The 25765-nt window shown below is 33.7% G+C and carries 20 protein-coding genes; 8 read left to right on the forward strand and 12 right to left on the reverse strand.

Annotated features, from left to right (window positions below):
• The first annotated feature begins 14 nt into the window (after positions 1–14).
• Both porZ and recO read left to right on the forward strand, forming a co-directional pair.
• Entirely contained in the window at positions 15–2360 is a 2346-nt protein-coding gene (gene porZ / locus G5V56_RS01745; RefSeq protein WP_166960355.1) for a type IX secretion system anionic LPS delivery protein PorZ, read from the forward strand.
• A complete protein-coding gene (gene recO, locus G5V56_RS01750; protein WP_166960358.1) occupies positions 2360–3079 on the forward strand; it encodes a DNA repair protein RecO in 720 nt (239 codons plus the stop codon). The genes porZ and recO overlap by 1 nt, the downstream gene beginning before the upstream one ends.
• 134 nt (positions 3080–3213) lie before the next feature.
• Here the strand turns inward: recO and G5V56_RS01755 are convergent, their stop codons facing one another.
• A complete protein-coding gene (locus tag G5V56_RS01755; RefSeq protein WP_166960361.1) occupies positions 3214–5415 on the reverse strand; it encodes a hypothetical protein in 2202 nt (733 codons plus the stop codon).
• A gap of 332 nt (positions 5416–5747) precedes the next feature.
• Entirely contained in the window at positions 5748–8252 is a 2505-nt protein-coding gene (locus G5V56_RS01760; RefSeq protein WP_166960365.1) for a hypothetical protein, read from the reverse strand.
• 70 nt (positions 8253–8322) lie between these two features.
• Here G5V56_RS01760 and G5V56_RS01765 point away from each other — a divergent pair, with 70 nt between their 5' ends.
• Both G5V56_RS01765 and G5V56_RS01770 read left to right on the forward strand, forming a co-directional pair.
• Positions 8323–8796 (forward strand): regulatory protein RecX, encoded by a 474-nt coding sequence (locus tag G5V56_RS01765; protein ID WP_166961105.1) that lies wholly within the window; start codon positions 8323–8325, stop codon positions 8794–8796.
• 420 nt (positions 8797–9216) lie between these two features.
• Entirely contained in the window at positions 9217–9516 is a 300-nt protein-coding gene (locus G5V56_RS01770; protein ID WP_166960368.1) for a GIY-YIG nuclease family protein, read from the forward strand.
• Positions 9517–9732: 216 nt separating this feature from the next.
• Here the strand turns inward: G5V56_RS01770 and G5V56_RS01775 are convergent, their stop codons facing one another.
• The 7 genes from G5V56_RS01775 to G5V56_RS01805 all read right to left on the reverse strand — a co-directional run bounded on the left by G5V56_RS01775 (position 9733) and on the right by G5V56_RS01805 (position 17751).
• Entirely contained in the window at positions 9733–10224 is a 492-nt protein-coding gene (locus tag G5V56_RS01775; RefSeq protein ID WP_166960371.1) for a DUF6646 family protein, read from the reverse strand.
• A 100-nt stretch (positions 10225–10324) separates the two neighbouring features.
• Positions 10325–11197, reverse strand: coding sequence for a cupin-like domain-containing protein (locus G5V56_RS01780; RefSeq protein ID WP_166960374.1), 873 nt, complete (start codon positions 11195–11197; stop codon positions 10325–10327).
• A 151-nt stretch (positions 11198–11348) separates the two neighbouring features.
• Positions 11349–12314, reverse strand: a complete 966-nt coding sequence (locus tag G5V56_RS01785) for an alpha/beta fold hydrolase (protein WP_166960377.1) — start codon at positions 12312–12314, stop codon at positions 11349–11351.
• A gap of 72 nt (positions 12315–12386) precedes the next feature.
• Complete coding sequence (locus G5V56_RS01790) at positions 12387–13490, reverse strand: serine hydrolase (RefSeq protein WP_166960380.1); 1104 nt, start codon at positions 13488–13490, stop codon at positions 12387–12389.
• A 285-nt stretch (positions 13491–13775) separates the two neighbouring features.
• Positions 13776–15221 (reverse strand): flotillin family protein, encoded by a 1446-nt coding sequence (locus G5V56_RS01795; RefSeq protein WP_166960383.1) that lies wholly within the window; start codon positions 15219–15221, stop codon positions 13776–13778.
• Between the two features lie 3 nt (positions 15222–15224).
• Positions 15225–15803 (reverse strand): hypothetical protein, encoded by a 579-nt coding sequence (locus G5V56_RS01800; protein WP_166960386.1) that lies wholly within the window; start codon positions 15801–15803, stop codon positions 15225–15227.
• A gap of 118 nt (positions 15804–15921) precedes the next feature.
• On the reverse strand, positions 15922–17751 hold the full coding sequence (locus G5V56_RS01805; RefSeq protein WP_166960390.1) for a TonB-dependent receptor plug domain-containing protein: 1830 nt from the start codon (positions 17749–17751) through the stop codon (positions 15922–15924).
• Positions 17752–17829: 78 nt separating this feature from the next.
• On the opposite strand from G5V56_RS01805, the gene G5V56_RS01810 reads away from it, so the two are divergent.
• The 4 genes from G5V56_RS01810 (at position 17830) to G5V56_RS01825 (ending at position 20697) form a co-directional block, all read left to right on the forward strand.
• Positions 17830–19326 (forward strand): aminotransferase-like domain-containing protein, encoded by a 1497-nt coding sequence (locus G5V56_RS01810; protein ID WP_206285855.1) that lies wholly within the window; start codon positions 17830–17832, stop codon positions 19324–19326.
• A 116-nt stretch (positions 19327–19442) separates the two neighbouring features.
• A complete protein-coding gene (locus G5V56_RS01815) occupies positions 19443–20015 on the forward strand; it encodes a DUF2975 domain-containing protein (RefSeq protein WP_166960394.1) in 573 nt (190 codons plus the stop codon).
• A gap of 3 nt (positions 20016–20018) precedes the next feature.
• The gene (locus G5V56_RS01820; protein WP_166960397.1) at positions 20019–20225 is read left to right on the forward strand and encodes a helix-turn-helix domain-containing protein; all 207 of its coding nucleotides are present in this window, start codon (positions 20019–20021) and stop codon (positions 20223–20225) included.
• Positions 20226–20283: 58 nt separating this feature from the next.
• Positions 20284–20697 carry a DUF3157 family protein gene (locus G5V56_RS01825; protein WP_166960400.1) on the forward strand — a complete coding sequence of 138 codons (414 nt, stop codon included), beginning with the start codon at positions 20284–20286 and terminating at the stop codon, positions 20695–20697.
• A gap of 36 nt (positions 20698–20733) precedes the next feature.
• Here the strand turns inward: G5V56_RS01825 and G5V56_RS01830 are convergent, their stop codons facing one another.
• The 3 genes from G5V56_RS01830 to G5V56_RS01840 form a co-directional block, all read right to left on the reverse strand.
• Positions 20734–21324, reverse strand: a complete 591-nt coding sequence (locus tag G5V56_RS01830; protein ID WP_166960405.1) for a hypothetical protein — start codon at positions 21322–21324, stop codon at positions 20734–20736.
• 164 nt (positions 21325–21488) lie between these two features.
• Positions 21489–22706, reverse strand: coding sequence for a DNA polymerase IV (gene dinB, locus G5V56_RS01835; protein WP_166960408.1), 1218 nt, complete (start codon positions 22704–22706; stop codon positions 21489–21491).
• Entirely contained in the window at positions 22707–25709 is a 3003-nt protein-coding gene (locus tag G5V56_RS01840) for a DNA polymerase III subunit alpha (RefSeq protein ID WP_166960411.1), read from the reverse strand. It lies immediately after the preceding gene.
• Positions 25710–25765: the final 56 nt, after the last annotated feature.

A 25765-nucleotide genomic window follows, 5' to 3' on the forward strand; every position in this document is an offset into this window, starting at 1 on the left:
TTAAAACAGTATCTATGTTTAAAAGAATAGTTGTATTTGCAATTTATCTCTTTCCGCTCTGTTATTTTGCTCAAGACTTTTCTGGGCTTTGGAAAGGCTATTTTTCGTTTTACAATATTAAAGACGTTGTTCAAGGCAATAATAAAATTTATGGAGCTTCAGAAAATGCTGTTTTTAGCTATGATACACAGACTCATGATATCAAAGAAATTACGACGGTTAACGGGTTGTCTGGAGAGCAAATATCTACCATTTATTACAGCGAAGCTTATCAATTATTGATGATCGGTTATGAAAACGGACTCATAGAAATCGCATTTGATAACGATGATAATGTACTAACTCTTGTAGATATTATAGACAAGGCAACCATACCACCAACAAACAAAAGAATCAATCACTTTAACGCTTATGGCAATGTAGTGTATGTGGCTACAAATTATGGAATATCTGTTTTTAATTTAGATAGGCTAGAGTTTGGAGACACCTATTTTATTGGAAATTTAGGAAGTCAGACCAAAGTAAATCAAACAAGCATTTTTGGCGATTATATGTATGCGGCTTGCCAAGATGGAAACGGATTGCGAAAAGCACTTATTTCAAATCCTAATCTCATAGATTATCAAAATTGGCAAACCGTTACAACGGGTGATTTTTTGGCTGTTGAAGCTGTGCAAGATAATTTGTACGCCATAAGAACCAACAGAAGGCTTTATAGCGTTATAAATGATGTTTTAAGTGAATTAGTATTATATGATAACCCACCGCTGGATGTAAAATCGGTTAATGATAATTTAATAGTCACCACCAAAAGCAATGTTTTTGTGTATGATGCTAATTTTAATATCCTTTCTCAAATAGGCCTAAATGCAGACTATAATACAACGTATTCTTCAGCAAGCCTTGTGTCAGATAATGTATATATAGGAACAAACGATTTTGGAGTGTTAAAAACGGTATTACTATCGCCAGTTACTTTTGAAGAGGTACATCCTGATGGACCCTTATTAAACACCCCGTTTTCTATAAAAGCAACACCCAACAATCTTTGGGTAACATATGGAGATTATACTATTTATTACAACCCTTCACCTTTTCGAACTTATGGAATAAGTCATTTGAAAGATGAGCGGTGGGTTAATATTCCTTATGATAGTCTATTTAATTCAAGAAATTTAAACACGATTGCTATAAACCCTCTTAATACGAGTCAAGTTTTTATTAGTTCTTTTCAGGATGGGTTATTAGAAGTCGAAAATAATCAAGCAGTAATCAGGTACGATCAAACTAACAGTGGTTTAGAATCTCTTTACTTGCCTGGTAGTCCAAACTATATTAGTTTAAGGTTGTCTGGATTAGTTTTTGATAGTGCAGGATTACTGTGGTCTATAACATCTTTACTTAATAAGCCTTTAAAGTCTTATAACCCAAGCACCAAAGAATGGAGAAGCTACGATTTTACAAATATTATTAATGATCCTATTCAAGATAATTTGGGGTTTAATAATTTAGTTATTGATCCTTCAGGAACAAAATTCATCTCTTCATTTTCTAAAGGTGTTATCGGTTTTAATGAAAATAATGGAAATCCATTATTAAAAAATATAAGTGAGGAAGCTAATTTACCAGATAAGTCTGTCAGGACGGTTGCTTTAGATAAAAGAAATCAACTTTGGATAGGCACTCATAAAGGCTTACGAATTTTATACAATACGTCCAACTTTTTTACTGATGATAATGTGCAAGCCGATGATATTATTATTCTAGAAGATGGTATTCCAAAAGAATTATTATTTGAACAATTTATTTCGGATATTGAAGTCGATGGATCTAATAACAAGTGGATAGGCACCATTGGTTCTGGGCTTTTTTATTTGAGTTATGATGGTCAAAAAACAATCCATCATTTTACTAAGGATAATTCACCGCTGCCATCAAATGATATACAAGATGTTTCCATTGATAATGCAACGGGAGAGGTTTATATTGCAACTAGTAAAGGCTTAGTATCCTTTCATTCAGGAGGCTCTAATCCGCAGGAAAACTTACAAAGTGCTTATGTATATCCAAATCCTGTTCGTCCAACGTTTAATATCGTAGATCAGAAAGTCAAAATTAAAGACATTTCAGAAAATGTAAATATTAAAATAACCGATATTGAAGGTAATTTGGTGGCCGAAGCCCAATCGAGAACCAATTTACGTTATAATGGCTATAATCTTGAAATTGATGGCGGAACTGCCTATTGGAACGGTAAAAACCTTGCTAATAACGTGGTAGCGTCTGGGGTTTATTTAGTGATGCTTTCCGATTTGGATACCTACGAAACCAGAGTTATAAAATTAATGGTCGTTAGATAATGATTGTTTCAACCCATGCAATTGTAATTTCAAAACTACGATATCGCGATCATGATTTAATTGTAAAATGTTACACGCAGCAATACGGGGTGCTGAGTTTTTTATTACGAGGTGTTTTAAAAAGCAAAAAAGGACTTGCCAAAACAGCCTATTTTCAATTATTAACGCAATTACAATTGGTTATTGTTTATAACCCTAACAGGTCGTTGCACTCTATAAAAGAAGCCAAACTTAACCATTTGTACAGCAGCTTACATTCTAATGTATCAAAAAGTGCTATCGTTATGTTTTTGGCCGAAGTGCTGTCAAGCATATTAAAGGAGGAAGAAGAAAACAGCACGCTTTTTAGCTATATAGAAACCACTTTATTGTGGCTAGACACCCATACCGAATGTTCAAACTTTCATTTGCTTTTTTTATTAAACTTAACAAAATATCTCGGGTTTTATCCTGAAAACACCACCGTCGATTTCCCGTTTTTTAACCTTCAAGATGGTAAGTTTCAATTGAAGCCAATGGGACCTTATACAATATCTGGTGATAATTTTAATCTCTTAAAGCAATTACTTGATACTAAGTTTGATGAGTTATCTCAGTTAAAGATAAATTCCAAGCAGCGTCAAGCATTTTTAAACATGATGCTACAGTATTACGAACTTCATTTGGGTGATTTTAAAAAACCAAAATCGCTACAGGTATTAAACCAGGTTTTTGGCTAACTAGTGTCATTACGAGGAGCAAAGCGATGACGTAATCTTTTTATTTGGAGTTAAAAAGTCTATAGATTGCTTTGTTTTACTTGCAATGGCATTAAATTAGTGACTAACTGAGTTAGCAATGACAAGTTTTAAACTTAATTTAAAATAGCTTTTTTGGTCACTAAAGAACCATTCGATAATTCAATGTTCGCAATAAAAATGGATTGATTTAAATGAGGAAGATTGTAAGTTTCTTCGCTGTTAACACCCTTTAATTTATATAACATTCTTCCTTGTAAATCAATAATATTTATTGATTTAATAGACGTATTGTTCGCTACTTTAAAGCACACTTGATTTTGTCCTTGTTTGAAAATTTTAACAGTATTACTCTCTAATGTAGCTGTATCTGTCGACAAAGCAGCGGTTTGAAATACAATTTCAAAACGACTATTAAATTCTCCAACTTCCGAACTAAAGGTGTAGTCGTTAGCAGATAAATCATGAATTGTGTTAAGTAGGTTATCTTTTAAATAAATTGTATGTCCTTTCAAAAAATCACCTTCCATTTGCGCTATAGAAATAGTATAAACAGTTGCTTCTGTAATTTTAGTTTTAAAGCCTAGAGCAATAACTTCTTCATCAGTCAAACTGTTTACATTTTTACCTTGAATAACATACTTTTTAGATGAATTTTGAATAGTTGAATATAATAATGCGGCCCCTGAATCTGATTTTGGCGAATCATACATTAAGCCATCATTGTCATTAGTGGCGCCATCAACATATCCAACCAAAATTTGACTAAACACACCGTTGTTTGATTTTAAATCAATCCATAATTTATTTGAAACGATGTTATTTGTGGTGTTTTTAGTGTTTGATGATTTAAAAAACTGGGTATTATCGGTAGTTCCTTTTACACGCATATTATTTTTAAAAGTCAAAATTCCATCCGCTTTTGCAGTTAGAGATACTCCTTGTCCCGAAGGTATAAATTGGGTAGGAATCACCTCGCTTGCACCCGCTACTCCAGCATGCATTCCAACAGAATAAGTGGCATAATCATTTTGACTAAATTTCCCACTACTATTTGCTGGAGTTGCTTGAGACCAAAAGGACACAGTACCTTCTATTACAGAACTATTCTCGGCGTATAACTTATCAAAATCAATAGCAGATGCATAAGGATTACCAATTAAATTTGGATGACCTTCAGAATTTGCATCACCAGTATATGCTATAGGTGTAGTTATGATTCCTGTATTAAAGGTACCCGTAAAGGTTACATAGTCTGGACCAGGAAAGGTTGATGAGGTTGACGATGTTACTGCATAGGCTACTCCGGGAATCATAACACTATTTCCTGGAGCTATTTGCCAATCATTTCCGTCATCATCAAAATTATCATTATTAGCATCTAAAAAATTACTCGCCTCAAAGTAAAACCTTCTGCTTGAAGACACATTAGGAAACGCCTCTGCTACAGTCATGTTTGCTACTGGCGAGCCCCAAAACGTATAATAATACCAGGCGTTTTTATTGGCAGTTGTTTTATTAACATGTCCTGTTCCGGTAAATGTTCCATTATCGTTTACTTGTACAAAAGCACCTTTAGTTTCTACAATAAGGTCACCATTTATAACAGCATCATTTTCCACTTCAACATAGGTTTCATTGTCAACTGTTAGTGTTTTACCAGCATTAACTGTTAGTTCTTTACAACTAAAACTTCCTCTTATTCCAGTATTAAAATCATCGTCAATAGTCACTATTTTATTAGATGATGGAAGCACACCGTTAATCCAACTGTTGTTTCTCCAAATAGCATCTAATAATGTTCCTGTTACATTTACATTATCAAAGGTGTGAGATTTAAACCCGTCATTACGTAGTTTAACAATAATAGTTAAGTTGGAATAGCCATTATTTTGAAGATTACTGAGTGTTATGGTTGTATCACTAAAATTATTAAATTTAGATTGTATTAAAACTTCATTTCCACCGTCTATAGAATAATAGGCACTAATATAATCACTACTATTTATTCCCCATCCACTAACGCTCACATCTAGCGAGATATTTAAATCTGTATAATTAGAAATATCAATAGATGAACTTGTCCATACATCCTCTCCTTGAGAGTAAAACGATCTCATTTGATTGTTATTTACATCAAAAGGGCTCAACCAGGACGTATAATAATTATTAGAAGACCAGTTAGAAGTAGACGTTGTACCATTGTTAGCGGTAAACGTTTCATTATATAGACTGGTTTGAGCATTGCTTAAAGCAACACTGCTTAAAAAAAGTATTGTAAACGCTATTAATTTGGTAATTGTAAAGTTAAATTTCATAATTAAAATAGTTTTGGGGACTAATTTTAAATGTATGGTCGTTTTATCGACGATTTTTACATGTAATATCTTTTCATCTGTTTTTTTTATATTTGTTTGCAGTTTATCGGAATTTATTGCATTTCAAACAACTGATAATCAAATACTTAGCAAATTTATTATATAGGATAGATTGTTCAATAAAAATTAGATTAATGGTTAATATATTTGTTGAAACGAGTTAAAATGGTAGAAACAGTCTTTTTTTATTTTTAAATAAGTACGTAAAAACCCAGAGTCTTTTGAGTTGCGCTCAAAAGACTCTGGGTTACACTAGAAGTACAGTCAATAAGTTACTTTTTAATGGCTTTTTTGGTAATTACTGAACCATTAGATAATTCTATTTTAGCAATGAATACAGCATTTTTTAGGTTGGCTAACTTATACGTTTCTATGTTATGACTTCCTTTTAATTGATATAATTGACGCCCTAACAAATCAAAAATAGTCACTGTTTTAATGTTGAGGTTGTTAGATGCTTTAAAGCTTACATGCGTATCATCAATTTGCAAAATTTTTACCGTCGAGTTATCCAATTGAACGTCTGCCGTAGATAAGGTGTTACTAGCTTTAAATACAATTTGAAAACGGTCGTTAAACTCACCAACGTCTGATGTAAATGTATAATCGGAAGTTGATAAATCGTGTAAGATATTGGTAAGGTTGTCAAGTACATAGATGGTATTAGTACTTAAAAAATCACCTTGTAGTTTTGCTATAGACAAGGTGTACAGGGTGGGTACATCAATTTGGGTGCTAAAACCAAGGTTTATAATTTCATCTTCATTTAAACTGCTTTCAGATTTACCTTGAATAGCAAACACTTTGTTTGACCCTTCAATAGTAGAGTATAAAATGGCAGCTTTACTACTGGAATTTTTTTCTGCATCAAAATAGGCACCATCGTAATTATTGGTAGCCCCTTTTGTATAGCCAATAAGAGTTTGATTAAACACACCGTTATCAGAGGTTAAATTGACCCAAAGTTTGTTTATAGTTGATGTTGATGTATAGGATTTTGTATTTGAATTTTTGAAAAACTGACTATTATCTGAAGCACCTTTTACACGCATGGAGTTATTAAAAGTTACGTAGCCTTTCGCAATAGGTTGTCCCTCAGTATTAGGAGTGGTTGAAACAGGCGTAGCTAAATCAGACATTGTAATAAAAAACCCTTGTCCTGAAGGTATAAAGTCATTTGGTTGTTCGCCATCGCCACCAGCTACACCGCCCATTCCATTAATGATGGCATAATCAGAATCAGAAAAATTACGATCTTCGTTACCATTTGCTATTGATGAAGGCGGTGTGTTTTGCGACCATAAATAGATGGCTCCATTTGTATAAGGGTTTCCATTAATATCAGTTCCGCTACCATTTGTTGCTATCACCGTATTAGCAGCTAAAAATGAATTAGCATCAATAGCAGACGGATACGGATTACCAATAAAATTAAAGTTTTCATCAGCTTTTTCAGAGTCATTTCTGTAAATAGGAACTGAAATAACACCATTATTAAAGGGCCCAGAAAATGTAAATTTGATGTGTTTGTCTGAGGTTCCTGGAGCTGTACTATATGCGAATTCTGAAAGAGTAGCAGCATAACCAACACCACGTTTCATAACGTCAGTACCACTTACCAATTGCCAGTCATCTCCATTATCATCAATACCATCTTGTCCAGTGCTTGCTGTGCCATCATTATTTGTTTCTTTCTTAACATCTAAATAATTTTGAGCATTAAATGAAAAAATTCTAGTAGGGTTAGCATCACTTAAAGCAACTTGTATTTGTGGTTCAAAAACAGGGGAACTCCAATAGGTATATTCATACCAAGCATTTGTTGCTGCTGTTAGTTTTTCAACTTGAATTAAATTAGGGGTTGTTAAAACGGCACCACTAACGGTTGCATCATCATTAACTTGAACAAATGCTGCTTGTGGGTTTACAAGAATAGCTCCATCGACAACAACATCATTTTGTACTTCAATAAAAGTGTTGGAAAGAGCCCCATTAATAACATCATTAATTGATAATGTAGCACCAGAATTAACTGTTAAACTGCACGCAGAAAAACTACCATAAGTAGCTGTGTCATAGTCAGCATCAATAGTTACAGAGGTATTCGCTGTCGGTGGACTAGGAATCCATCCTCCAGCAGTCCAAGTGGAGGAATTAAGACAACATGCTGCCGGTGCGTTTCCAAAACCTATCATATTTTGTCCATCTGCAATTTGAGTAAATCTTGTGCTTGGGTCTGTCCAACCTGCAGTGTCCCCATCACATAAGCCATTTATAATTTGTAAATTATTACCTTCTGTTGATACACCTCCACCACTCCAGGCTGTAATAGGATCATCACCACAAGTTCCAAAGGCATCTTGTAACACACCACCTAAGTATAACTGTAAGGCATCATTACCGTTAAAATCGAAACCGTATTCTTTAATATCAGAGAGGTTAGTTCCGTTAGCGATTGCATAATCTGTTAAATTTTTTGTGCCAATTACCCAAACTTCATTTGCACGTAAAGTTCCACTTGTGATTTCTGCTCCAGGGAAACCATCGGCACAAGGATATCCGTTTCTTCCAACATAAACTTGTAAATTATTTGTACCTGAAAAAGTAATATCAGAACCTGAAATATTATAAATTTCAATACCTTTTGGAGTTGACCCAAATGAAGTCTCTATGTATTGACTAATAATTATTTGAGATTGCCCAAACCCAAAACTCACGGCAAAAAATAGTGTTAGTACTAGAGACAGGAATTTTATAGAAGTAATTTTTGTATTCATATGCGTTCAAATTAAACTTTGTGTTTTTTAAATGCCTAATATGTCTGTTTCAATTGTTACTTTTGGGTTTATGCAAGCCAAAAAAACATATACTGTACAAGAAGCTACCAAAAAACTAGAGCATTATTGTGCGTACCAAGAACGTTGTCATCAAGAGGTTAAAAACAAGCTAACCAATATGCATATGATTCCTGAGGCTATCGATGTGATTATCGTTCACCTGCTGGAACATAACTTTCTTAATGAAGAACGTTTTGCCAAAACATTTGCTAGCGGTAAGTTTAAAATTAAGAATTGGGGGAAACGCCGAATTGCTTTTGAACTTAAGAAAAAAGACGTTTCCAAAGTTAATATAAATCAAGCACTTACAGAAATATCTGACGAGGATTACATCGATGTTTTTAATGATTTAGCCGAGAAAAGAGCCAATTCAATCAAAGAGTCCAACGTTTTTAAGAAACGAAAAAAGTTTGTGGATTATTTTTTATACCGAGGCTGGGAGTCGCATTTGGTGTATGAAAAGGCTAATGAGTTGATACAATAACCTATCGTCATTACGAAGGAGGCACGACTGAAGTAATCTTTTGAATTGGAATTCATAATCTTTTGAATCGTAGTTTAGAATCATGAGATTGCTTCGCTTTGCTCGCAATGACGGTTCCAATTCGTCACTGCGAGGAATTGATGACGTGGCAGTCTTTAGTTTTGTAGTTGGTAATCATGAGATTGCTTCGCTACGCTCGCAATGACGTTTCAATGAGGGTAAGATTGCTTCGCTACGCTCGCAATGACGTGCATTTCGTCATTACGAAGGAAGAATGACTGAAGTAATCTTTTGAATTGTAGTTTAAATCATAAGATTGCTACGCTTTGCTCGCAATGACGGTTCAATGAGACAGAGATTACTTCGCTACGCTCGCAATGACGGTTCAATGAAAACACCAATAAATTAGTATATTTAATCATGCACAAATCACATGTATATTTTATGACTAATAAAAACAACACCGTTATTTATATCGGTGTTACCAGTGATTTGTTAAAAAGGGTATATCAGCATAAAACAAAATCTTATAAAGGGTTTACACAGAAATATAGTTGTGATAAATTGGTTTATTTTGAAGAGTTTTCAGATATAAACCAAGCTATTTTAAGAGAAAAACAATTAAAATCTGGAAACAGAAAACGAAAGGAGGATTTGATTAACTCTAGCAATCCAGAGTGGAATGATTTATCTGATGGCTGGCTGTTTTATTTTGATTGAGCTCGTCATTACGAAGGAGGCACGTCATTACGAAGGAAGAATGACTGAAGTAATCTTTTGAATTGTAGTTTAAAGCATAAGATTGCTTCGCTTTGCTCGCAATGACGGTTCGATGAGACAGAGATTGCTTCGCTTTGCTCGCAATGACGGTTGCATATAAAAAAAGCGGAAAACAATTGTTTTGCTTTCCACTTTTTAAAATGATATAAAGAGCTTTTATAAATTAAATGTAGCTCCTAAATTTACTGTAAACTGATTGTATAATGTTTCAGCAGGTGTTAACGTATCGGTATTAAACTTAGCAAAAGGGGTGCTTAATTCAGTAAAAATTCCAAACCCATCTGTAAAGAAATAACGCATTCCTAAATGACCACCAAAGTTTTTTAGGCTCACATCTAAACCTGGGTAAATATCAAAGTTCTCATCTATATTCACCACATTTCCTAAGTTAGCATTAAAGCGTGCTTTTAAATCAAACCGATCTTGAAACTTGGCATCAATGGCCTCATTTACATTTAAGGCATACGATGAAGACAAACCTAACGAAATGTTTTCGCCTACACCCACATCGTAACTAGCATTAATTCCGGTTGCATTATCTTGAAAACTAGCACCTATTTGAAATTTGTCATCGCCATTACCTTTAAAGGCTTGTGCATTGATCAATGAAACAGTAAGTAAGCTAGCTATTAAAATTAGTTTTTTCATGTCTTTTTTATTTTAAAATTACGAGGCAAAGATACCAATACATCGTAATAATTTTCTTAAAAAATATACAAATAATAATGGGTTTTACCAAGTAAATGACCTATGAAGTTATTCTGTTTTTAGTATGAGCTCGTATAATGGCTTGGTTGTTTTTCCAGTCAATCCATTTTTGTCCTTTTAGGCGTCTCATCATGTTGTCAAAGTTTCTCATAACCAACAGGTTATAAACAGCTTTACTTAAATTTACTGGGTTTCGGGGAATGGCACGTAAACTCATAGAAAAGCCAGGTGTTATATACCGCATATAATGCCAGTAGCCTTCGGGCATATACAATATCTCACCATGATTGAGTTGGGTTTTATAACCTTTAGCTTTAGTAAGTAGAGGCCATTTTATAAAATCGGGGTTGTTAAAATCAATATCTTCTCTGGTTATTAAAGAGTGCGGAATTTTGTATAAATAGTTACTTTGTTTTTGATCAAAGAGAATGATTTCTTTGGTTCCTTGAAAATGGAAATGAAAAATATTGGCTAAATCGATGTCATAATGCATAAATGTATAGGAATCATAACCACCAAAAAAGAGCATAGGAATATCTTTCATAAGGCGTAAACCAAAATCTGGAAAAGTAAAATCTTTTTGAAGCTCCGGAATTTCCTTTAATGCATTCCATAAAAAAATACGATATCTGGTAGGCTCACGCTTTAATAAGTCAATATAATCACTCATTTTCATGGTTGCATGAGGCTCATTAAAACCATCTTTATAATCTACTGGGCGGTCATCGTACAACGGAATGGTTATATGTCCTGCCACCGTTTTCATATAGTCTAAATTCCATTTGCTATAGGCTGGCCAGTCCTCTATAAAACGCTCAATAACCACAGGCTTTTGTGGTTTAAAATAGTGTTTTAAAAACTCCTCTTTGGTAATAGTTTTTACCCTAGGAATATCTTGTAGATTAAGTGCCATTAATATTATTTAATGAATCTGTAAAGTTAAGCAAACGTTACCAAATTAAGAATAGTATTTTGATATTCTCTTAAAGGTTTTACCTTCTGGAATTTAGGATATTTTGCTTTAACAAATGTATAAAACCGTGACATCTGAGATAAAAAAACAACTATTTTAGCTCGAAAAACGTATCAAAAAGTGCATAAAACTTTTCAGGTTCTTCTAAATAGGGATTGTGCCCACTATTCTCAAACATTACAAACTGTGCTTGTGGCATAAAAGTTTTATACTGCACATTAAATTCGGGTGTAGATACGCCATCATACCTACCAGCAACTATGAGTGTTTTAGCGGTTACATTTTTTAGTTGTTGCCTAAAATCTTGGTTAATCATGCTGCCACTAACATCAAAATCACCATCTCTCCCAATAATAGTGGTATAGACATCGTTCGCCCAACCGCGATACGGTTCTTTAGGTGCAATTCCTTGAATAGATGTATCGTGATAATATACATATTTGGTTGGAATATTGGCATATAATGATTTTAATGGTTCTTGGCTCGACACGTAACCTAAGGCTCTTAAAGAATCAACTTGTTTCCATTTTTCTGGAAAATGAGTTTTAGCATAAAAGTTGTAGCTATCGCAGTTCGCTTGCCACATGGTGCCACTATGGAAACCGCTAATAAGCATTAATTTATCAACGTTATTGGGGTATTTAATAGCATAGGCTTGTGCAGGCACAGTTCCGTAAGAATGCCCAACAATCGATATTTTATCAAACTTTAAAAGCGTTCTTAGCTTTTCAATAAGAGCGACATCATTTTCAACTGAATATTCAGATTTATCTTTGGCATCATCACTTTTTCCGCGTCCTAAAAAATCAAAAAATACGACCGTATTGGTTTTGTAATACTGGCCAAAATTGGCTTGCATATAGTCATGAGAATTTCCTGGGCCGCCAGGTAAAAAGAAAATAGGATCGCCAGTTCCTTTGACTTCTACATTAATCTTGTAGTTATCAATGACATAGAATTTAGATTCAAATTTATTGAAGATGTCTGGGTCTCTTTGTGAATAAGCATTAAAAGATAATAATATACCTAAACATAATGCTAACGTAGTACGTTTCATAATAAGTTAGTTTTTGTAAAGATACTTATTTTGAAAACAAACTAAATGAGGTGTTCCCTCAGTCATAAGACGCTAGTAGTTAATTAATTGTCTTCCTAATTCGGCTAAAAAAGGAAATCCAATCGTATCATACTCATATTGATTATCGTTAAAAATCTGATTGTTGTTAACGTGAACCGTCGCTGTAATAATGTATTCTTTGTTTGTTTTTTCATTAACGATATAGGCACAATCGGTTAAGTAGCCATAGGCATCACCCACTTTATTATACATTTTGATATAACTAGGAAGTGGTTTTTTAGAATCGCCAAACACTAAAAATTTCACATAGCTTTCATAATACTCATCTGAGGTATAGCCAGCTTCTTGAGGAAGTATGGTCATGGTTTTTATTAAAAAGGCTCTGTCATCTGGAGATAAATGAAATTGTTTGTCGTACGGATACAATTCAGGAAACATAAGCTGTTTCATAATGTTGTGCAAGGAGGTTATGGGTAAATAGTTTTTTCGAGAAAAATCCATGGGTTCGTTAACCAAACTATCACCAACCATATAGCCTTGTCCTTTGATTATCTTTTGGAGTTGTAAAGGTTTAACAGGTTGGTTTACTGTGGAGTCTGTTTTAAAAACCGCCTCATTATTATCATAAAAAACCAATGGTTTTGTAGTGGTTACATCAGAATTTGGAACAGATAATCTATGAGAAATTCTGGCTTTGATGCCTCTTTCTGATAGTTTAGCGTTAATATAATCTTGTCCTAAATACTCAAATAGCCTGTTGTAGGCTTCATTATCACTAACTGCAAATATTTTTTTTATTTCAGTAGCAAAAGTGCTTACTACCGTGTCGCCTTCAACAGAAAAAGGGGTGTCTCTGTTAATTTGCTTATTGGTATTCAATTTTTCTAAAGCAAGAATAGCAATGGGAAACTTTACAGTGCTTGCAGGATAAAAATAAACACTATCATTTACTTGAAAGCTATAGTCTTGAAATGATACTGAGTCGCCATTTCTTTTAACTTCTGTATATAAAATTTGAACTTCGTGATCTTGAATATGGTCAACTACGTTTTTAATTTTTGGATTATCTGATGAAAGGACTTCTAAAATAGGGTCTTCGTTTTTTTGAGTACAACTCAAAGAGCAAATAAGTAGTGTAAAAACAAAAAATCTCATAGTCAAGTGATATGTTACGTTGATATTTTAAAAATAGAGTCGCAATAAATTTATATAAAAAAACCGCTAACTAGCGGTTTTTTTGAATTCTATTTTCATTCTTAGAATCATCAATCTCTTTGCCGTTTGATGGATGTATCTGATTCTAAAGGTTTTTGTCTAAAAAGTATATTTTTAGGTCATTGCGAGGAACGAAGCAATCTGTAAGTTATTAGTATTTCAACAACAGATTACTTCACTGCGTTCATAATGACGTTTTTTGATTACCTTTTAGACAGCTTCATATTATTCTTTGTCTTTTGAATCCTTAACATCCGCTTTGTCAGTGGAGGGTTCTATATCTGGTTTAGTTTTTTCTTCAACATTTTTACCCTTTAAATACTCAGGTAATTCCATACCAGCCATATTAAACATGTCTTGTAATGGTGGAACCGATTTATACATACCTGAAAGGAAATTTGCTGTAGACGATTTCCCGTCTTTTCCATTGCCGTTATCCCACACCGTTACTTTATCTATTTTAATATTCTTAATAGCTTCGGCTTGTATTTTAACCAATTCTGGTAATTTATCTGCAATTAATAATAACACGGCATCTTTAGAGTTGTTACCGGCAGCTTTTACAATTTGATCTAAACCAGCAGCTTGCTTGGTTAAGACTTCATAAAGACCTTTGGCTTCAGCTTCAGCTTTTAAGAAGATAGCATCTGCTTCCCCTTTTGCACGTCTTCTAATTTTTTCAGCTTCAGCTTCGGCATCAATTTCTACTTTACGTTTATCAATTTCTGCAGGAACTATAATATCGGCCATTTGAGAAGAACGCTCTCGCTCTGCTCTGGCAGTTTCTGCTTCTTTTTCAGCAGCATATGATTCTTCCAAAGCTTTTGCACTTTGTACTTTTTCTGATGCTATGGCGACACGTTCTGCTTCTGCTTCACGTTGACGACGTAAAGAATCTGAGTTAGCTACGGCAATTTTTGCTTTGTTTTCACCTTCAACGGCTTGTGCATTAGCAGCTGCCACTTGCGTTCTTTCATCTTGTACCGCATTGGCTTCACCAATAGATCCATCTCTGGTTTTTTCGGCAACCGATTTACGTGCTGCATTGATGGCGTGAGCCGCAGCTTCTTTTCCTAAAGCTTCAATATAGCCTGATTCATCTACAATATCGGTAATGTTTACGTTGATAAGTTTTAGTCCGACCTTCTTCAATTCAGATTCAACAGATTGTGAAATGTTGGTTAAAAATTTATCTCTGTCTGAATTGATTTCTTCAATATCCATGGAAGCCACGACTAAACGTAACTGACCAAAAATAATTTCTTTTGCCAATTCTTGAACATCTTGTAAGCCTAACCCTAATAAACGCTCAGCGGCATTTTGCATAATGCCAGGTTCTGTTGAAACCCCAATGGTAAAACGAGAGGGTACATTTACACGAATGTTTTGTCTACTTAAAGCGCTAATTAAATTTACCTCAATAGACATGGGTGTTAAATCTAGAAACTCGTAATCTTGAATAACGGGAAATATAAACGCAGCACCACCATGAATACATTTGGCAGATTGACCACCACCAACTTTACCATAAACTACTAAAATCCTATCTGAAGGACAACGTTTATAGCGCCTTACAAGGACAATAAAAAATATAAATACAAAAAGGACTGCTGCAATAATGGTTATTGGAAGTCCAAAACTAAAGGCATCTTGTGCAATAAGTGGTAGCATAAATTATTTGTTAAGTGGTTCTACAATTAAAATTCCGTTTTCGGTAACATTTTTTACTATGATAACAGAACCCGATTTTAAATCGGTTTCAGAGTCGGTAAGCGCTTCAAGTTCTCTTAAAGCACCTTGAATTCTCACATGTGCCTTTCCAATAGTTGACCTTTTTGCTCCAATAGTTAAATAAACTTCACCAACAGCATTTATAGCATTTTTGAAGTCTAGCGTACCGCTGTCATTAAGTTTTTGCATATAATAAAACATGGCTGCCATAATAGCCATCATTGCTAAACCACAAACTAAGGATATGATAACGGTAAGAGGTTTTGATAGGTCGGAATCTATGCAGGCTATGCCACTCCAACCAAATATGGTAAAGAATCCAACCAGATTTTTGAAGGTTATAAATTGAAATCCTATACCAGTGTCAGACTCTATATCTGTATCTACGTCTGCATCAAGACCATCTGTTTCTGCACCAATAAAGGTAAAAAGCATCATGAAGATAAAGACTAAAGATGCTATTAACGCTATACCCCAATAAACTTTAGGAAATAACTCTAAGTTTGAAAACCACTCAACCATAATAATAAAACTTAAATAGTTTTGTAAGATAAAACTTTAAAAAGAGTTTTACAATACTAAAATATAATTTTATTAATAGGTGTTTTAAACTATTTTTTCGTTACAATAAATTCGGTAATTATTTAAAATGATAGGTGAGTCCAAACAGCATATTTCCTTTAGGCATAGGGACTAAGTTGGTTTCCGTATAATCTGTATTAAAAATATTATTTGCAATTACAGACACTTCAAAACCATTAAATATTGCATTGATACTGGCGTCTACTACCGAATAACTTTCTCCGTTGGTTCTTTCGGCGTATTTGTAGACTATATTTTGAGTGACATTTTTTATAAAACTGGTACTTAATTTTGAGGTAACGTGATGTTTTAAAGAATTAATGGAATATCTAGAAAAGTTTACATTTAAACTTTTAATATCATCTTCTAAAAACGAATAAGACAGATTTAAATCTTGATTTAAGTTGCCTAGTTTAAAATTGAAATTGGTAGCTAACTCAAAGCCTTTGGTATTTAGTTGTCTTATGTTTGTTGCTTGCCAAGGGTCATCTGCATTGTCTTTAACAAAATCAATAAGCTTGTCTGCATCTCTGTTAAAAAATGCGACCGATGCGCTAAAATGATTGGTAAAAAATTTTAATCCTAATTCTTCAGAAATGGCTTCTTCAGGTTTTAAGTTAGCATCTCCAAGTGTTGTAGGATCGCTATAATATAAATCGGTATAGGTTGGAATTCTGTACGTGTAGCCAATATTTCCATAAGCTTTTAACTGGTCACTTAATTTGTAACTGATATCAACTCCTGGAAAAGCATGAAATTTAAAATCGGAAAAATAAGTAACGGCAACACCAGGCGTAATATCCAATTTATTATCAGCCAATTTAAAGAGATGTTCAAGGAACATAGTGGTCATAAAACGGTTTCGGTTTCCTAAATTATTACTAGATAGATATACTTTTGCGATGTCAATACCAAAACCAGTGATCCCTAAATTGGAGTTGTATTGCATGTTCATTTCGGCACCAACCTTATTCGTTTGGTGTAGGTTTCTGTAAATTGATGGGTCTTGACGCACAAAAATATATTCATCTTGATTGCGTCTCCAATACATTCGGGGTTTTAAAGTAAGACGTTCCTTTTTTATTTCAGTTGAAACACCTACCAAACTGGTTTGTGTTTCTTCATATTGATTGGTAGCTGTAGGGCTTGCATAAAAACCATTTGCTCCAAATTTTCGTTCGGAAAAAGCGGTCATCAAATTAATAGGTAATTTGGACTTATTAAAGGTGCTTTTTATAAAATAGTTTTGATTGTCGTAATCGGTATTGTATCGGTAACCATCAGAAACATTTCTTGAAACATGCACTAAATGTGAAGAATTTTCTAAGTTATTGGCTACCGTGACTGAGGCATTTTTTTGTGCGTAAGAACCTGCTTCAACACCAAGAGACATCGAGTTTTCCTGATTTTTTTTAGTCACAATATTAATTGCTCCCGTAAAGGCATTTTGCCCAAATACTCTAGCAGCCGATCCTTTAATAATTTCAATACGTTCAATAACCTCAAGAGGCAGTGCCATATTCATAGAGTGGTGTCCCGTTTGGGCATCATCTACTTTAATACCATCAATAAGTAACAGAGTTTGATCAAAACTACCACCGCGAATGTATAAATCGGCTTGCATACCAGAAGTCCCTCGACGGCGTATATCAACACCTGCAAATTGTTGTAATACATCGGCAACGTTGGTAGCAGCACTTTGTTTAATATCTTCAGATGAAATCACCGTTATGGTTCTTGAGTTTTCTTTAAAAGGTAAACTTATTCGAGTAGAGTTGATGATTACTTCACCAAGTGCCGTCGTATCTTGTTTTGTAATTTGCTCGTTTTGGGCATCTAACATTACAGACATTAATATAGATACTCCTAAGAAATAGTATTTTTTCATAAATAAGTAATAGACTCTTTTTGGACGATGCAAAATTCGTAACTTTCTGGACTAGTTAAGTAGTCCAGTTTTAAAATAATGAATAGTCCGGTTAATACACTTTTAAAGCAGTTAATTTTTCTTGAAAAATCAAATTCAACAGCCATTTATATTCAGGCTGCACAACAAATTATTAACGCCATTCAACGTGGGTATTTAACAGAAGGTACTTGGTTACCTGGTACGCGTACGTTTAGCGAATTATTTAATATTAACAGAAATACGGTTGTTGCCATTTACGATGAATTAGCCTCTCAAGGGTGGGTAGACATTATACCAAATAAAGGGACTTGTGTTTTAGTTCCGGAACAAAAAACAGCGTCAATTAAAGCAACTTCGCAGCGTATCGATCAGGTACACGATTATTCAAAAACTACAGGTTTTCCCTTTCAACCGTCTTTTAATTTGGCACCTACGCGTGAACAGAATCAAAAAACATACAGCATTAATGATGGGCAACCAGATTTGAGATTGCACCCAACACATCAATTTTCAAAATGGTATAGTGCTTCCATGAAACGAAAATCTTTAATTTCAAAATGGAATCAAACAACGTTACCTTCTTATTCTAGCTTCGAAGTTCAACTTTGTAATTATTTGAATGCCACACGCGGATTTCATATAAAATCTCATAATTTAATGAGTACAAGAAGTATAGAAATGAGTCTGTATATTGTATCTCAGCTATTATTAAAACCAAAAGATATTGTGTTGGTTGGCGATTTAAGTAATTATGCAGCCAATATGATTTTTCAACAATCTGGCGCTATAATAAAAACTATTCCAACAGATAATAATGGTATCGATGTAGACTACATTAGAACACATTTTACAAAACATACCATTCGCTGCATGTATGTATGTGCCAATAGGCATTACCCAACAACGTGTACTTTAAGTGTAGAACGCCGTTTGCAGTTAATGCAACTTGCTAAAGATTATCAGTTTGCTATTATTGAAGACGATTTCGATTACGATTTTCAGTTTGATGGCTCTGCTATGTTACCTATGGCGAGTTCAGATGCCAATGGCGTTATTATCTATTTAGGAAAACTAGGACAATCCTTGTTTCCTAGTTTTCAAACGGGGTTTGTAATAGCGCCAGAGAATTTAATTTCGGAAGCTAAAAACTATTTAAAACTATTAGATAGTCAAGGAGACTTAATTCAGGAACAAATGTTATCCGAACTTATTTTTGAAGGAGAAATACATCGGTTAATTAAGAAAAACATTATAATCTATAAACAAAGACGCGATTTTTTATGCGACTGTCTCACCAAAAATTTTAAGGAACACTTATATTGGGAAAAACCATCGGGAGGTTTAGCATTATGGCTGTGCTTTAAATCAAACATATCTTTAGTTAAGTTAGCTGAACAAGCTCAGAAATACGATTTGTTTCTTCCCAAAATAATTCTTTATCAAAATAAAAATACCTGCAGCATTCGTTTTGGATATGGAGATTTAAACGAAGAAGAAATTGAAATTGTGGTCAAGAAGTTAAGAGCTGCTTATGATTTAGTCTCAATTAATTAACTATGTATGGTCTGTAAAAAGACTTCAAACTCACTTTGTAAAACCTATATTTTTTGACGAAAATTATTGTTTTACGATAATTATTTATATGTTTGTTATTGTTAAACGATAATTTCATGAAAAAAGTAGCTTTAATTTTAAGATGGCTGATAATATTATTTTCTTTAAGATTGGTATATTTATTTGGCAGACAGATTTGGTATGTTATACAGAGTTATTTGAATGGAACAGTTGAGAAACATGTGTTTTTTGGAATTAAAATACCTGATGATTTTACACAAACGGGATTTCTTATTGTTTCTGTTGTTAGTTGTGCTATTCTAATTTACTTGTTTTTTCTACTTTATGTTTTTAGAAAAGTTATTCAGGGTCTGATTAAAAATCAATTATTTATTTCTGAAAACGCTGAACAATTGGTTAAAATTAGTAAGGGACTTTTCTTTTTTGGTGTTGTGCTATTTTTGATTCAATTCGTATTAAGAATGACACAATCTTTTCCTGCGGTTGCTGTAAATAAGGGTTTAGCATATTCTGCGAGTTATGACTTAGGGTATAAAATTGGCGTAACTATTAATTTGTTACTATCAAATGGTTTCCCCATTTTTATATATGCTCTTTTTATCTTTATTATCGCCAAACTTATTAAAGAAGGGAATCTTTTAAAGCAAGAAAACGACTTAACAATATAACTCATGTCAATATTAGTAAATCTGGATAATATGTTGGAAAAGCGAAACATGAAAAGCAACGAATTGGCTGATATTATAGGCATTACAACCGCCAACCTTTCTATTTTAAAAACAGGTAAAGCAAAAGCCATTCGCTTTTCAACTTTAGAGGCCATTTGTATGGCGCTAGATTGCCAGCCAAGTGATATTTTAGAGTATGTTGAGGATTAGTTTATGCTTTTTACCCTAAAAAATGTACTTTTGGAATATTCTAAATATTCTCGCTATTATGAAAACCACCTTTTTTATGTTCCTGTTTTTTATTGTAAGTATGAGCTTTGCTCAGAACAATATCATTGTAAAAACAGATGATGGCAGACGTGTCTTACTTAAAGCAGATAATACATGGGAGTATATAGATATGGAAAAGCCAGCTACTAATAACACATGTAATCTAGCCGAGGATTTTGTTGAACCCGAATTGAACAGTAAAATTCAATTGCAATTAAAAAGGGGACGCGCCGCTATTGAGGATGTAAAGCAAAAAGTGGCTAACGATTATAATTGCGAAATATCAGATGTTATACTGATGTCGTTTAAAGAACAAAAAGTAAAGGCCGTATACCATTTTTGTGCTAATGGCACTAAAGTAACCTATAAACGCACAGGCAATGCTATTATTAAGAGTCCTAAGCTTTTTTAAAACGATGATAAATTGTAGTTGAGTTTAATATAAAAGTTAATCTATATATTCAATTTTACCAGTTTCTCTATAGGCTGATTTATAAACCCACCTGTGGTTTCCTCTTATTCTAGCATCAAGTAAATCAATATTTAATTTTTCAGAAAGAGAAAAAGCTTTTTCAAAAGCTTCGTTGGAATCCTCTAGGGCAAATACCCTCAAAAATTTATTTTTTTTATACCATAGGTTTATTTCATAGCCACTATATGCATTAAAAACAGATATGTATTTCAGATCTTCTAAATTTTGCCATTTTTCATTATAAGTGAAAATTCCAATTGAGTAACTATGCATTATTTTAAAATTAGAAAAATTAAAATGAATATAGTGTCTCGATATCAAGGGAAGAATAAAAACAATCAATACCCCAAAAAGCCAAATTAAATGAAAAGTCACATTGGCAAGGTCTAAAGTGGTCAATTCATTAATAACATTATCGCTAAAAAAATAAATGATAAATGTTAAAAAAGCTGAAAATATAACAGAAAACAGGATACGATTGAACCAAGGTACTTTGGGCTCTCTTATTGTTAATTCTTTATCATACATCAAAACAAATGTATGAAAACCATGTATTTTTAAAGCCATTTACATTTAGTAGTTTGCAACAACTGTTACTCCTATTGCTGTTTTAAGCAATAACGATGGCTGTATGATTTCGCGAAGAGATTATTCTTTGCTATAAAGGACGTTGTCTTTCAGGTATAATGATGTTCTCAACCATAACATAAATATAAAAACGAGTTTTATTTTCACTGCCTCCTATTCGCTAAAAGCGGGGGAGGTTCTCCATTAAATGGATTCCATCTACTTATTGTTTTTGCTTCCATACCAGCTGCCGCTATAACAGCTCTGTCTCCATAACGCTCACGCATTTTGTCTATAGCTTTACATAAATGAAGGTGTTTTTCGTCGTCTTCAAATAAATTAATTTGGTGCCCGCCTTCAACTAAATGGCTAAACTTAACACCAATAAGTCTCACCAATAATCTACGATGATATAGTTTTTTAAATAAGTCTAAAACCACAGGCATAATAACATGATCCATAGAGCTATAGGGGATATGCTGCTGCTGTGTATAGGTTTGAAAATCTGAATATCGAATTTTAAAAGTAACACAGGCTGTTAATTTATTGCCTCGGCGTAACTGATAGGCTAAGTTTTCGGTCATGGCAATAATGATGCTTTTTAGTTTAGCAATATCTGTAGTGTCCTTATTAAACGTGCGTTCTGTAGAAATAGATTTGCGTTCGTGATATTGTACAACAGGACTATTATCTATACCGTTAGCCTTTTTCCAAATGGATAATCCGTTTTTGCCAAGTACTTTGTGCATTAAATCCATAGGCATTTCTTGTATGGTTTTAATACGTTTTACACCTAAATCGCATAAAGATTTATAAGTAACTTCGCCAACCATTGGGATTTTTCTAACGGAAAGTGGTGCTAAAAAAGGCTTTTCGGTACCTGTAATAATCCTGATTTCATTGTTGGGTTTCGCTTCTCCCGTTGCTATTTTAGAAACGGTTTTGTTAACAGATAACCCAAAGGAAATTGGTAATCCTGTTTCTTTTATGATGCGTTGGCGTAACTCGGATGCCAATTTGTGGCATCCAAAAAACTTATCCGTTCCCGTAAGATCAATATAGAATTCATCGATAGAGGTTTTTTCGTATATGGGTACGTTTTCTTTAATAACATCGGTAACGTCTTTTGAGAAATTACTATAAACCCCAGAATTTCCACGAAGTACAATAGCTTCAGGGCAAAGCATTTTTGCCATACGCATGGGCATGGCAGAATGGATGCCAAAGGTTCTGGCTTCATAACTACAAGAAGCCACAACACCTCTATCGCTTGTACCGCCAATAAGTATGGGTTTACCTATTAAACGACTATCAAGCAAGCGCTCGCAAGACACAAAAAAAGTATCCAAATCCATGTGTACTATGGCACGTTCGTTACTCATTTACAATGTTTTTATAATGTTATGTTTTCTTCTTGATAGAAATTTTGGCGATGGGTCGCTATATCTTGGGTCTTGTATAATAGGTAGTTTTGCCATAGCTCTCACTTCGATAGTAATGCAATCAAACTCTTCTATAACTTTACCTGTTATTTTATAAATTCCTCTGCCTCTAAAAGGAAATTTTGATGCTACGGGCGGAAAGTGAACCGTGTCTATAAAGTCACCATCACAATCTAAAAAAGTACCGAAATGCATTATTTTTCCGTTTGATGTTGCGGTGTTTTTGGTAGTAATTAAATAGCCTTCGATACTAACCGTTTTACCAATGTATTTTATGAGGTCTTCGGCTTTAAGCGTGCATTTTAATTCAGTTTCCAGTAATTCAAAAGGACTACAAAGTGGGAATCCTAGTAGTTCGATAGCATCGAAAGCATTTTCTAAATAATCACTAGGGAGCTGGGGTGTTTTATAATGTAGTTTTTCAGTTTTAAATAAGGTCATAATAGGATCTTCAATAGACACTTTACTAATTTTTAAATGAGCTTCCCAAAGCAATTCACGCTTGTTGATTGTTGTAAATCGAAAGGCATTAATCTTTATGAGGATAGAAATTTGCTCTACCGATATAGGAACACGGTCTATAAAATCGTCTAGACTTTTAAATAAACCATTTTTTTGACGTTCTATAAGTAGTTTTTTTATGATTCTTGCTTCTAATGCATGTAAAAACATAAAGCCTAAATAAATAGTTTTTCCTTTGATAATGGTTTCATTAAAACTCTGGTTAATGCAAGGAGCTTCAATAATACCACCATGCATTCTGGCTTCGTGCACATACAATTCTGTGTTATAAAACCCACCAAAATTATTAAGGGTTGCAACCATATATTCTAACGGATAGTAGGCTTTTAAAAACAGACTTTGATAGCTTTCTACAGCATAAGAAGCCGAGTGGCCTTTAGCAAAGGCATAGCCTGCAAAACTTTCTGTTTGTCGCCAGACTTCTGCTGTGAGTGCTTCGGACTTTCCGCTTTTTTTGCAGTTATCAAAAAAAAGTTGTTTTACTGCTAAAAACTCGTCACGAGAACGAAACTTACCAGACATGCCGCGGCGTAATTTATCGGCTTCACCTAAAGTTAATCCACCAAAAATATGAGCTACTTTTATAACATCTTCTTGATATACCATAACGCCATACGTTTCTGGCATAATGCTAAGTAAAACGGGATGTGCATTTTTTATACGTTCGGGGTAGCGGTAACGCAAAATGTATTCGCGCATCATGCCCGATTTGGCTACTCCTGGCCGAATGATGGAACTGGCAGCGACCAACCCTAAATAATGATCTACTTGTAATTTTTTAAGAAGCATACGCATGGCTGGAGATTCTACATAAAAACACCCGATAGCTTTGGCATTTCTTAGTAAATCTTTAATACGTTCATCTTGTTTGAAACGCTTAATATCATGAATATCAATAGGTGCTTTTTCAGGATGGTTATATTTGACAATATCTACCGTGTCTTTAATTTTTCCTAGGCCTCGCTGACTTAAAATATCAAATTTATAGAGTCCAATGTCTTCAGCTACAATCATATCAAAGTGTGTGGTAGCATAGCCTTTTGGAGGCAAAAACGTGGCGGTGTAATAATGAATGGGTTTTTCCAAAATAATAATACCGCTGGCATGAATACCCAAATAATTTGGAAACCCTTGAATATATGAGCTGTATTTAATTACTAATTGGGATAATTTGTCTAATTGATGTATGTTGTATTTGCCACGCGTTAGAATATCCATTTCGGCTTTTGGTAAGCCAAAAACTTTACCTAATTCTCGTACTGCAGCTCTAAATTTAAAAGTGTTATAAACGGTGAGTAAAGCCGTGTGTTTAAATCGACTAAAAATATAATCGGTAATGTCGTCTCTATCTGTCCATGAAAAATCAATATCAAAATCGGGTGGATTTTTTCGATATAAATTAATAAACCGTTCAAAATAAAGGTCGAGTTCTATGGGGTCTACGTCAGTAATTCTTAGTAAATAAGCAATAATACTGTTAGCTCCACTACCACGGCCTACATAAAAATAACCTTTGCTTCGGGCGTATTTTAAAATTTTCCAGTTGATTAAAAAATAAGAGACAAACCCTTTTTGTTTTATAATTTCAAGTTCCTTTTCAATACGACTATAAATAATGTCGTCTGGATTTTTATAGCGATAATTCAGATTTTTGTAGGTTAGTTTTTTTAGTAACCTAAAATCTAAAGCTTCATTATTTGTGTACGATTTTTGGTTATTTGGTATTTCTTGCGAAAAATCAAATGCAATATGACACTCATTTAAAAGGGATGACGTGTTTTTAAGAAGTTCTGGAAATTCCTGATAGATACCACATAATTCATCATATGGTAACATCTTATCCGTTTCCTTGCCTTCTTCACTTTTTGGAAGCTTGCTTAATAAAGTATTATTGTCAATAGCACGTAATAACCGATGGGTGTTGAATCCTTTTTTATTTTCAAAAGTAACCGTTTGTAAAACCACTAATTTGTTTTGTAGTTTGGACCATTTAGAGAACTTAAAATGATTAAGGTCTTGAGGTTTGATGCCTATAAATTCATTAGGCTTTAACTGATAGTTTTTGTGATGTATATAGGGGTAAATAACAAAAGTGTCTTCTAATTCTGGTGCTATATCAGGAATGCTTAAATTGGAGTCATGTAAAAATGCAGACAGGTATTCGTTAATATTTTTAAAGCCATTATTGTTTTTTGCAAGGAGGATGAATTGTTGCTGCGCACCATTTCTAAAATCGACACCTAGTACAGGTTTAATACCATATTTTTCAGATAACCTTACAAAGTCCAAACATGAAGACGTATTGTTAATGTCGGTCAACGCTAATGTTTGTATGCCATTTTCAGAAGCCATAGCAAGTAATTGTTCTGGCTTTATGGTGCCATAACGTAAACTATAATATGTGTGGCAATTAAGATACATGTAGATTTTTTAAACAAAAATAACTACAAATAGTAGTTTTTGTTGCTTATATTTGT

This window comes from Yeosuana marina (assembly GCF_011762485.1).
Classification (GTDB): domain Bacteria; phylum Bacteroidota; class Bacteroidia; order Flavobacteriales; family Flavobacteriaceae; genus Yeosuana; species Yeosuana marina.

Bases quoted from the DNA above. Each gene is read 5' to 3' on its own strand.
- G5V56_RS01760 (WP_166960365.1), bottom strand. From the start codon at position 8,252: ATGAATACAAAAATTACTTCTATAAAATTCCTGTCTCTAGTACTAACA.
- G5V56_RS01815 (WP_166960394.1), top strand. From the start codon at position 19,443: ATGAAAAAAGTAGCTTTAATTTTAAGATGGCTGATAATATTATTTTCT.
- G5V56_RS01780 (WP_166960374.1), bottom strand. From the start codon at position 11,197: ATGGCACTTAATCTACAAGATATTCCTAGGGTAAAAACTATTACCAAA.
- G5V56_RS01775 (WP_166960371.1), bottom strand. From the start codon at position 10,224: ATGAAAAAACTAATTTTAATAGCTAGCTTACTTACTGTTTCATTGATC.
- G5V56_RS01800 (WP_166960386.1), bottom strand. From the start codon at position 15,803: ATGGTTGAGTGGTTTTCAAACTTAGAGTTATTTCCTAAAGTTTATTGG.
- porZ (WP_166960355.1), top strand. From the start codon at position 15: ATGTTTAAAAGAATAGTTGTATTTGCAATTTATCTCTTTCCGCTCTGT.
- G5V56_RS01770 (WP_166960368.1), top strand. From the start codon at position 9,217: ATGCACAAATCACATGTATATTTTATGACTAATAAAAACAACACCGTT.
- G5V56_RS01790 (WP_166960380.1), bottom strand. From the start codon at position 13,490: ATGAGATTTTTTGTTTTTACACTACTTATTTGCTCTTTGAGTTGTACT.
- G5V56_RS01825 (WP_166960400.1), top strand. From the start codon at position 20,284: ATGAAAACCACCTTTTTTATGTTCCTGTTTTTTATTGTAAGTATGAGC.
- G5V56_RS01785 (WP_166960377.1), bottom strand. From the start codon at position 12,314: ATGAAACGTACTACGTTAGCATTATGTTTAGGTATATTATTATCTTTT.
- G5V56_RS01805 (WP_166960390.1), bottom strand. From the start codon at position 17,751: ATGAAAAAATACTATTTCTTAGGAGTATCTATATTAATGTCTGTAATG.
- G5V56_RS01830 (WP_166960405.1), bottom strand. From the start codon at position 21,324: ATGGCTTTAAAAATACATGGTTTTCATACATTTGTTTTGATGTATGAT.
- G5V56_RS01810 (WP_206285855.1), top strand. From the start codon at position 17,830: ATGAATAGTCCGGTTAATACACTTTTAAAGCAGTTAATTTTTCTTGAA.
- dinB (WP_166960408.1), bottom strand. From the start codon at position 22,706: ATGAGTAACGAACGTGCCATAGTACACATGGATTTGGATACTTTTTTT.
- recO (WP_166960358.1), top strand. From the start codon at position 2,360: ATGATTGTTTCAACCCATGCAATTGTAATTTCAAAACTACGATATCGC.
- G5V56_RS01755 (WP_166960361.1), bottom strand. From the start codon at position 5,415: ATGAAATTTAACTTTACAATTACCAAATTAATAGCGTTTACAATACTT.
- G5V56_RS01820 (WP_166960397.1), top strand. From the start codon at position 20,019: ATGTCAATATTAGTAAATCTGGATAATATGTTGGAAAAGCGAAACATG.
- G5V56_RS01795 (WP_166960383.1), bottom strand. From the start codon at position 15,221: ATGCTACCACTTATTGCACAAGATGCCTTTAGTTTTGGACTTCCAATA.
- G5V56_RS01840 (WP_166960411.1), bottom strand. From the start codon at position 25,709: ATGTATCTTAATTGCCACACATATTATAGTTTACGTTATGGCACCATA.
- G5V56_RS01765 (WP_166961105.1), top strand. From the start codon at position 8,323: ATGCAAGCCAAAAAAACATATACTGTACAAGAAGCTACCAAAAAACTA.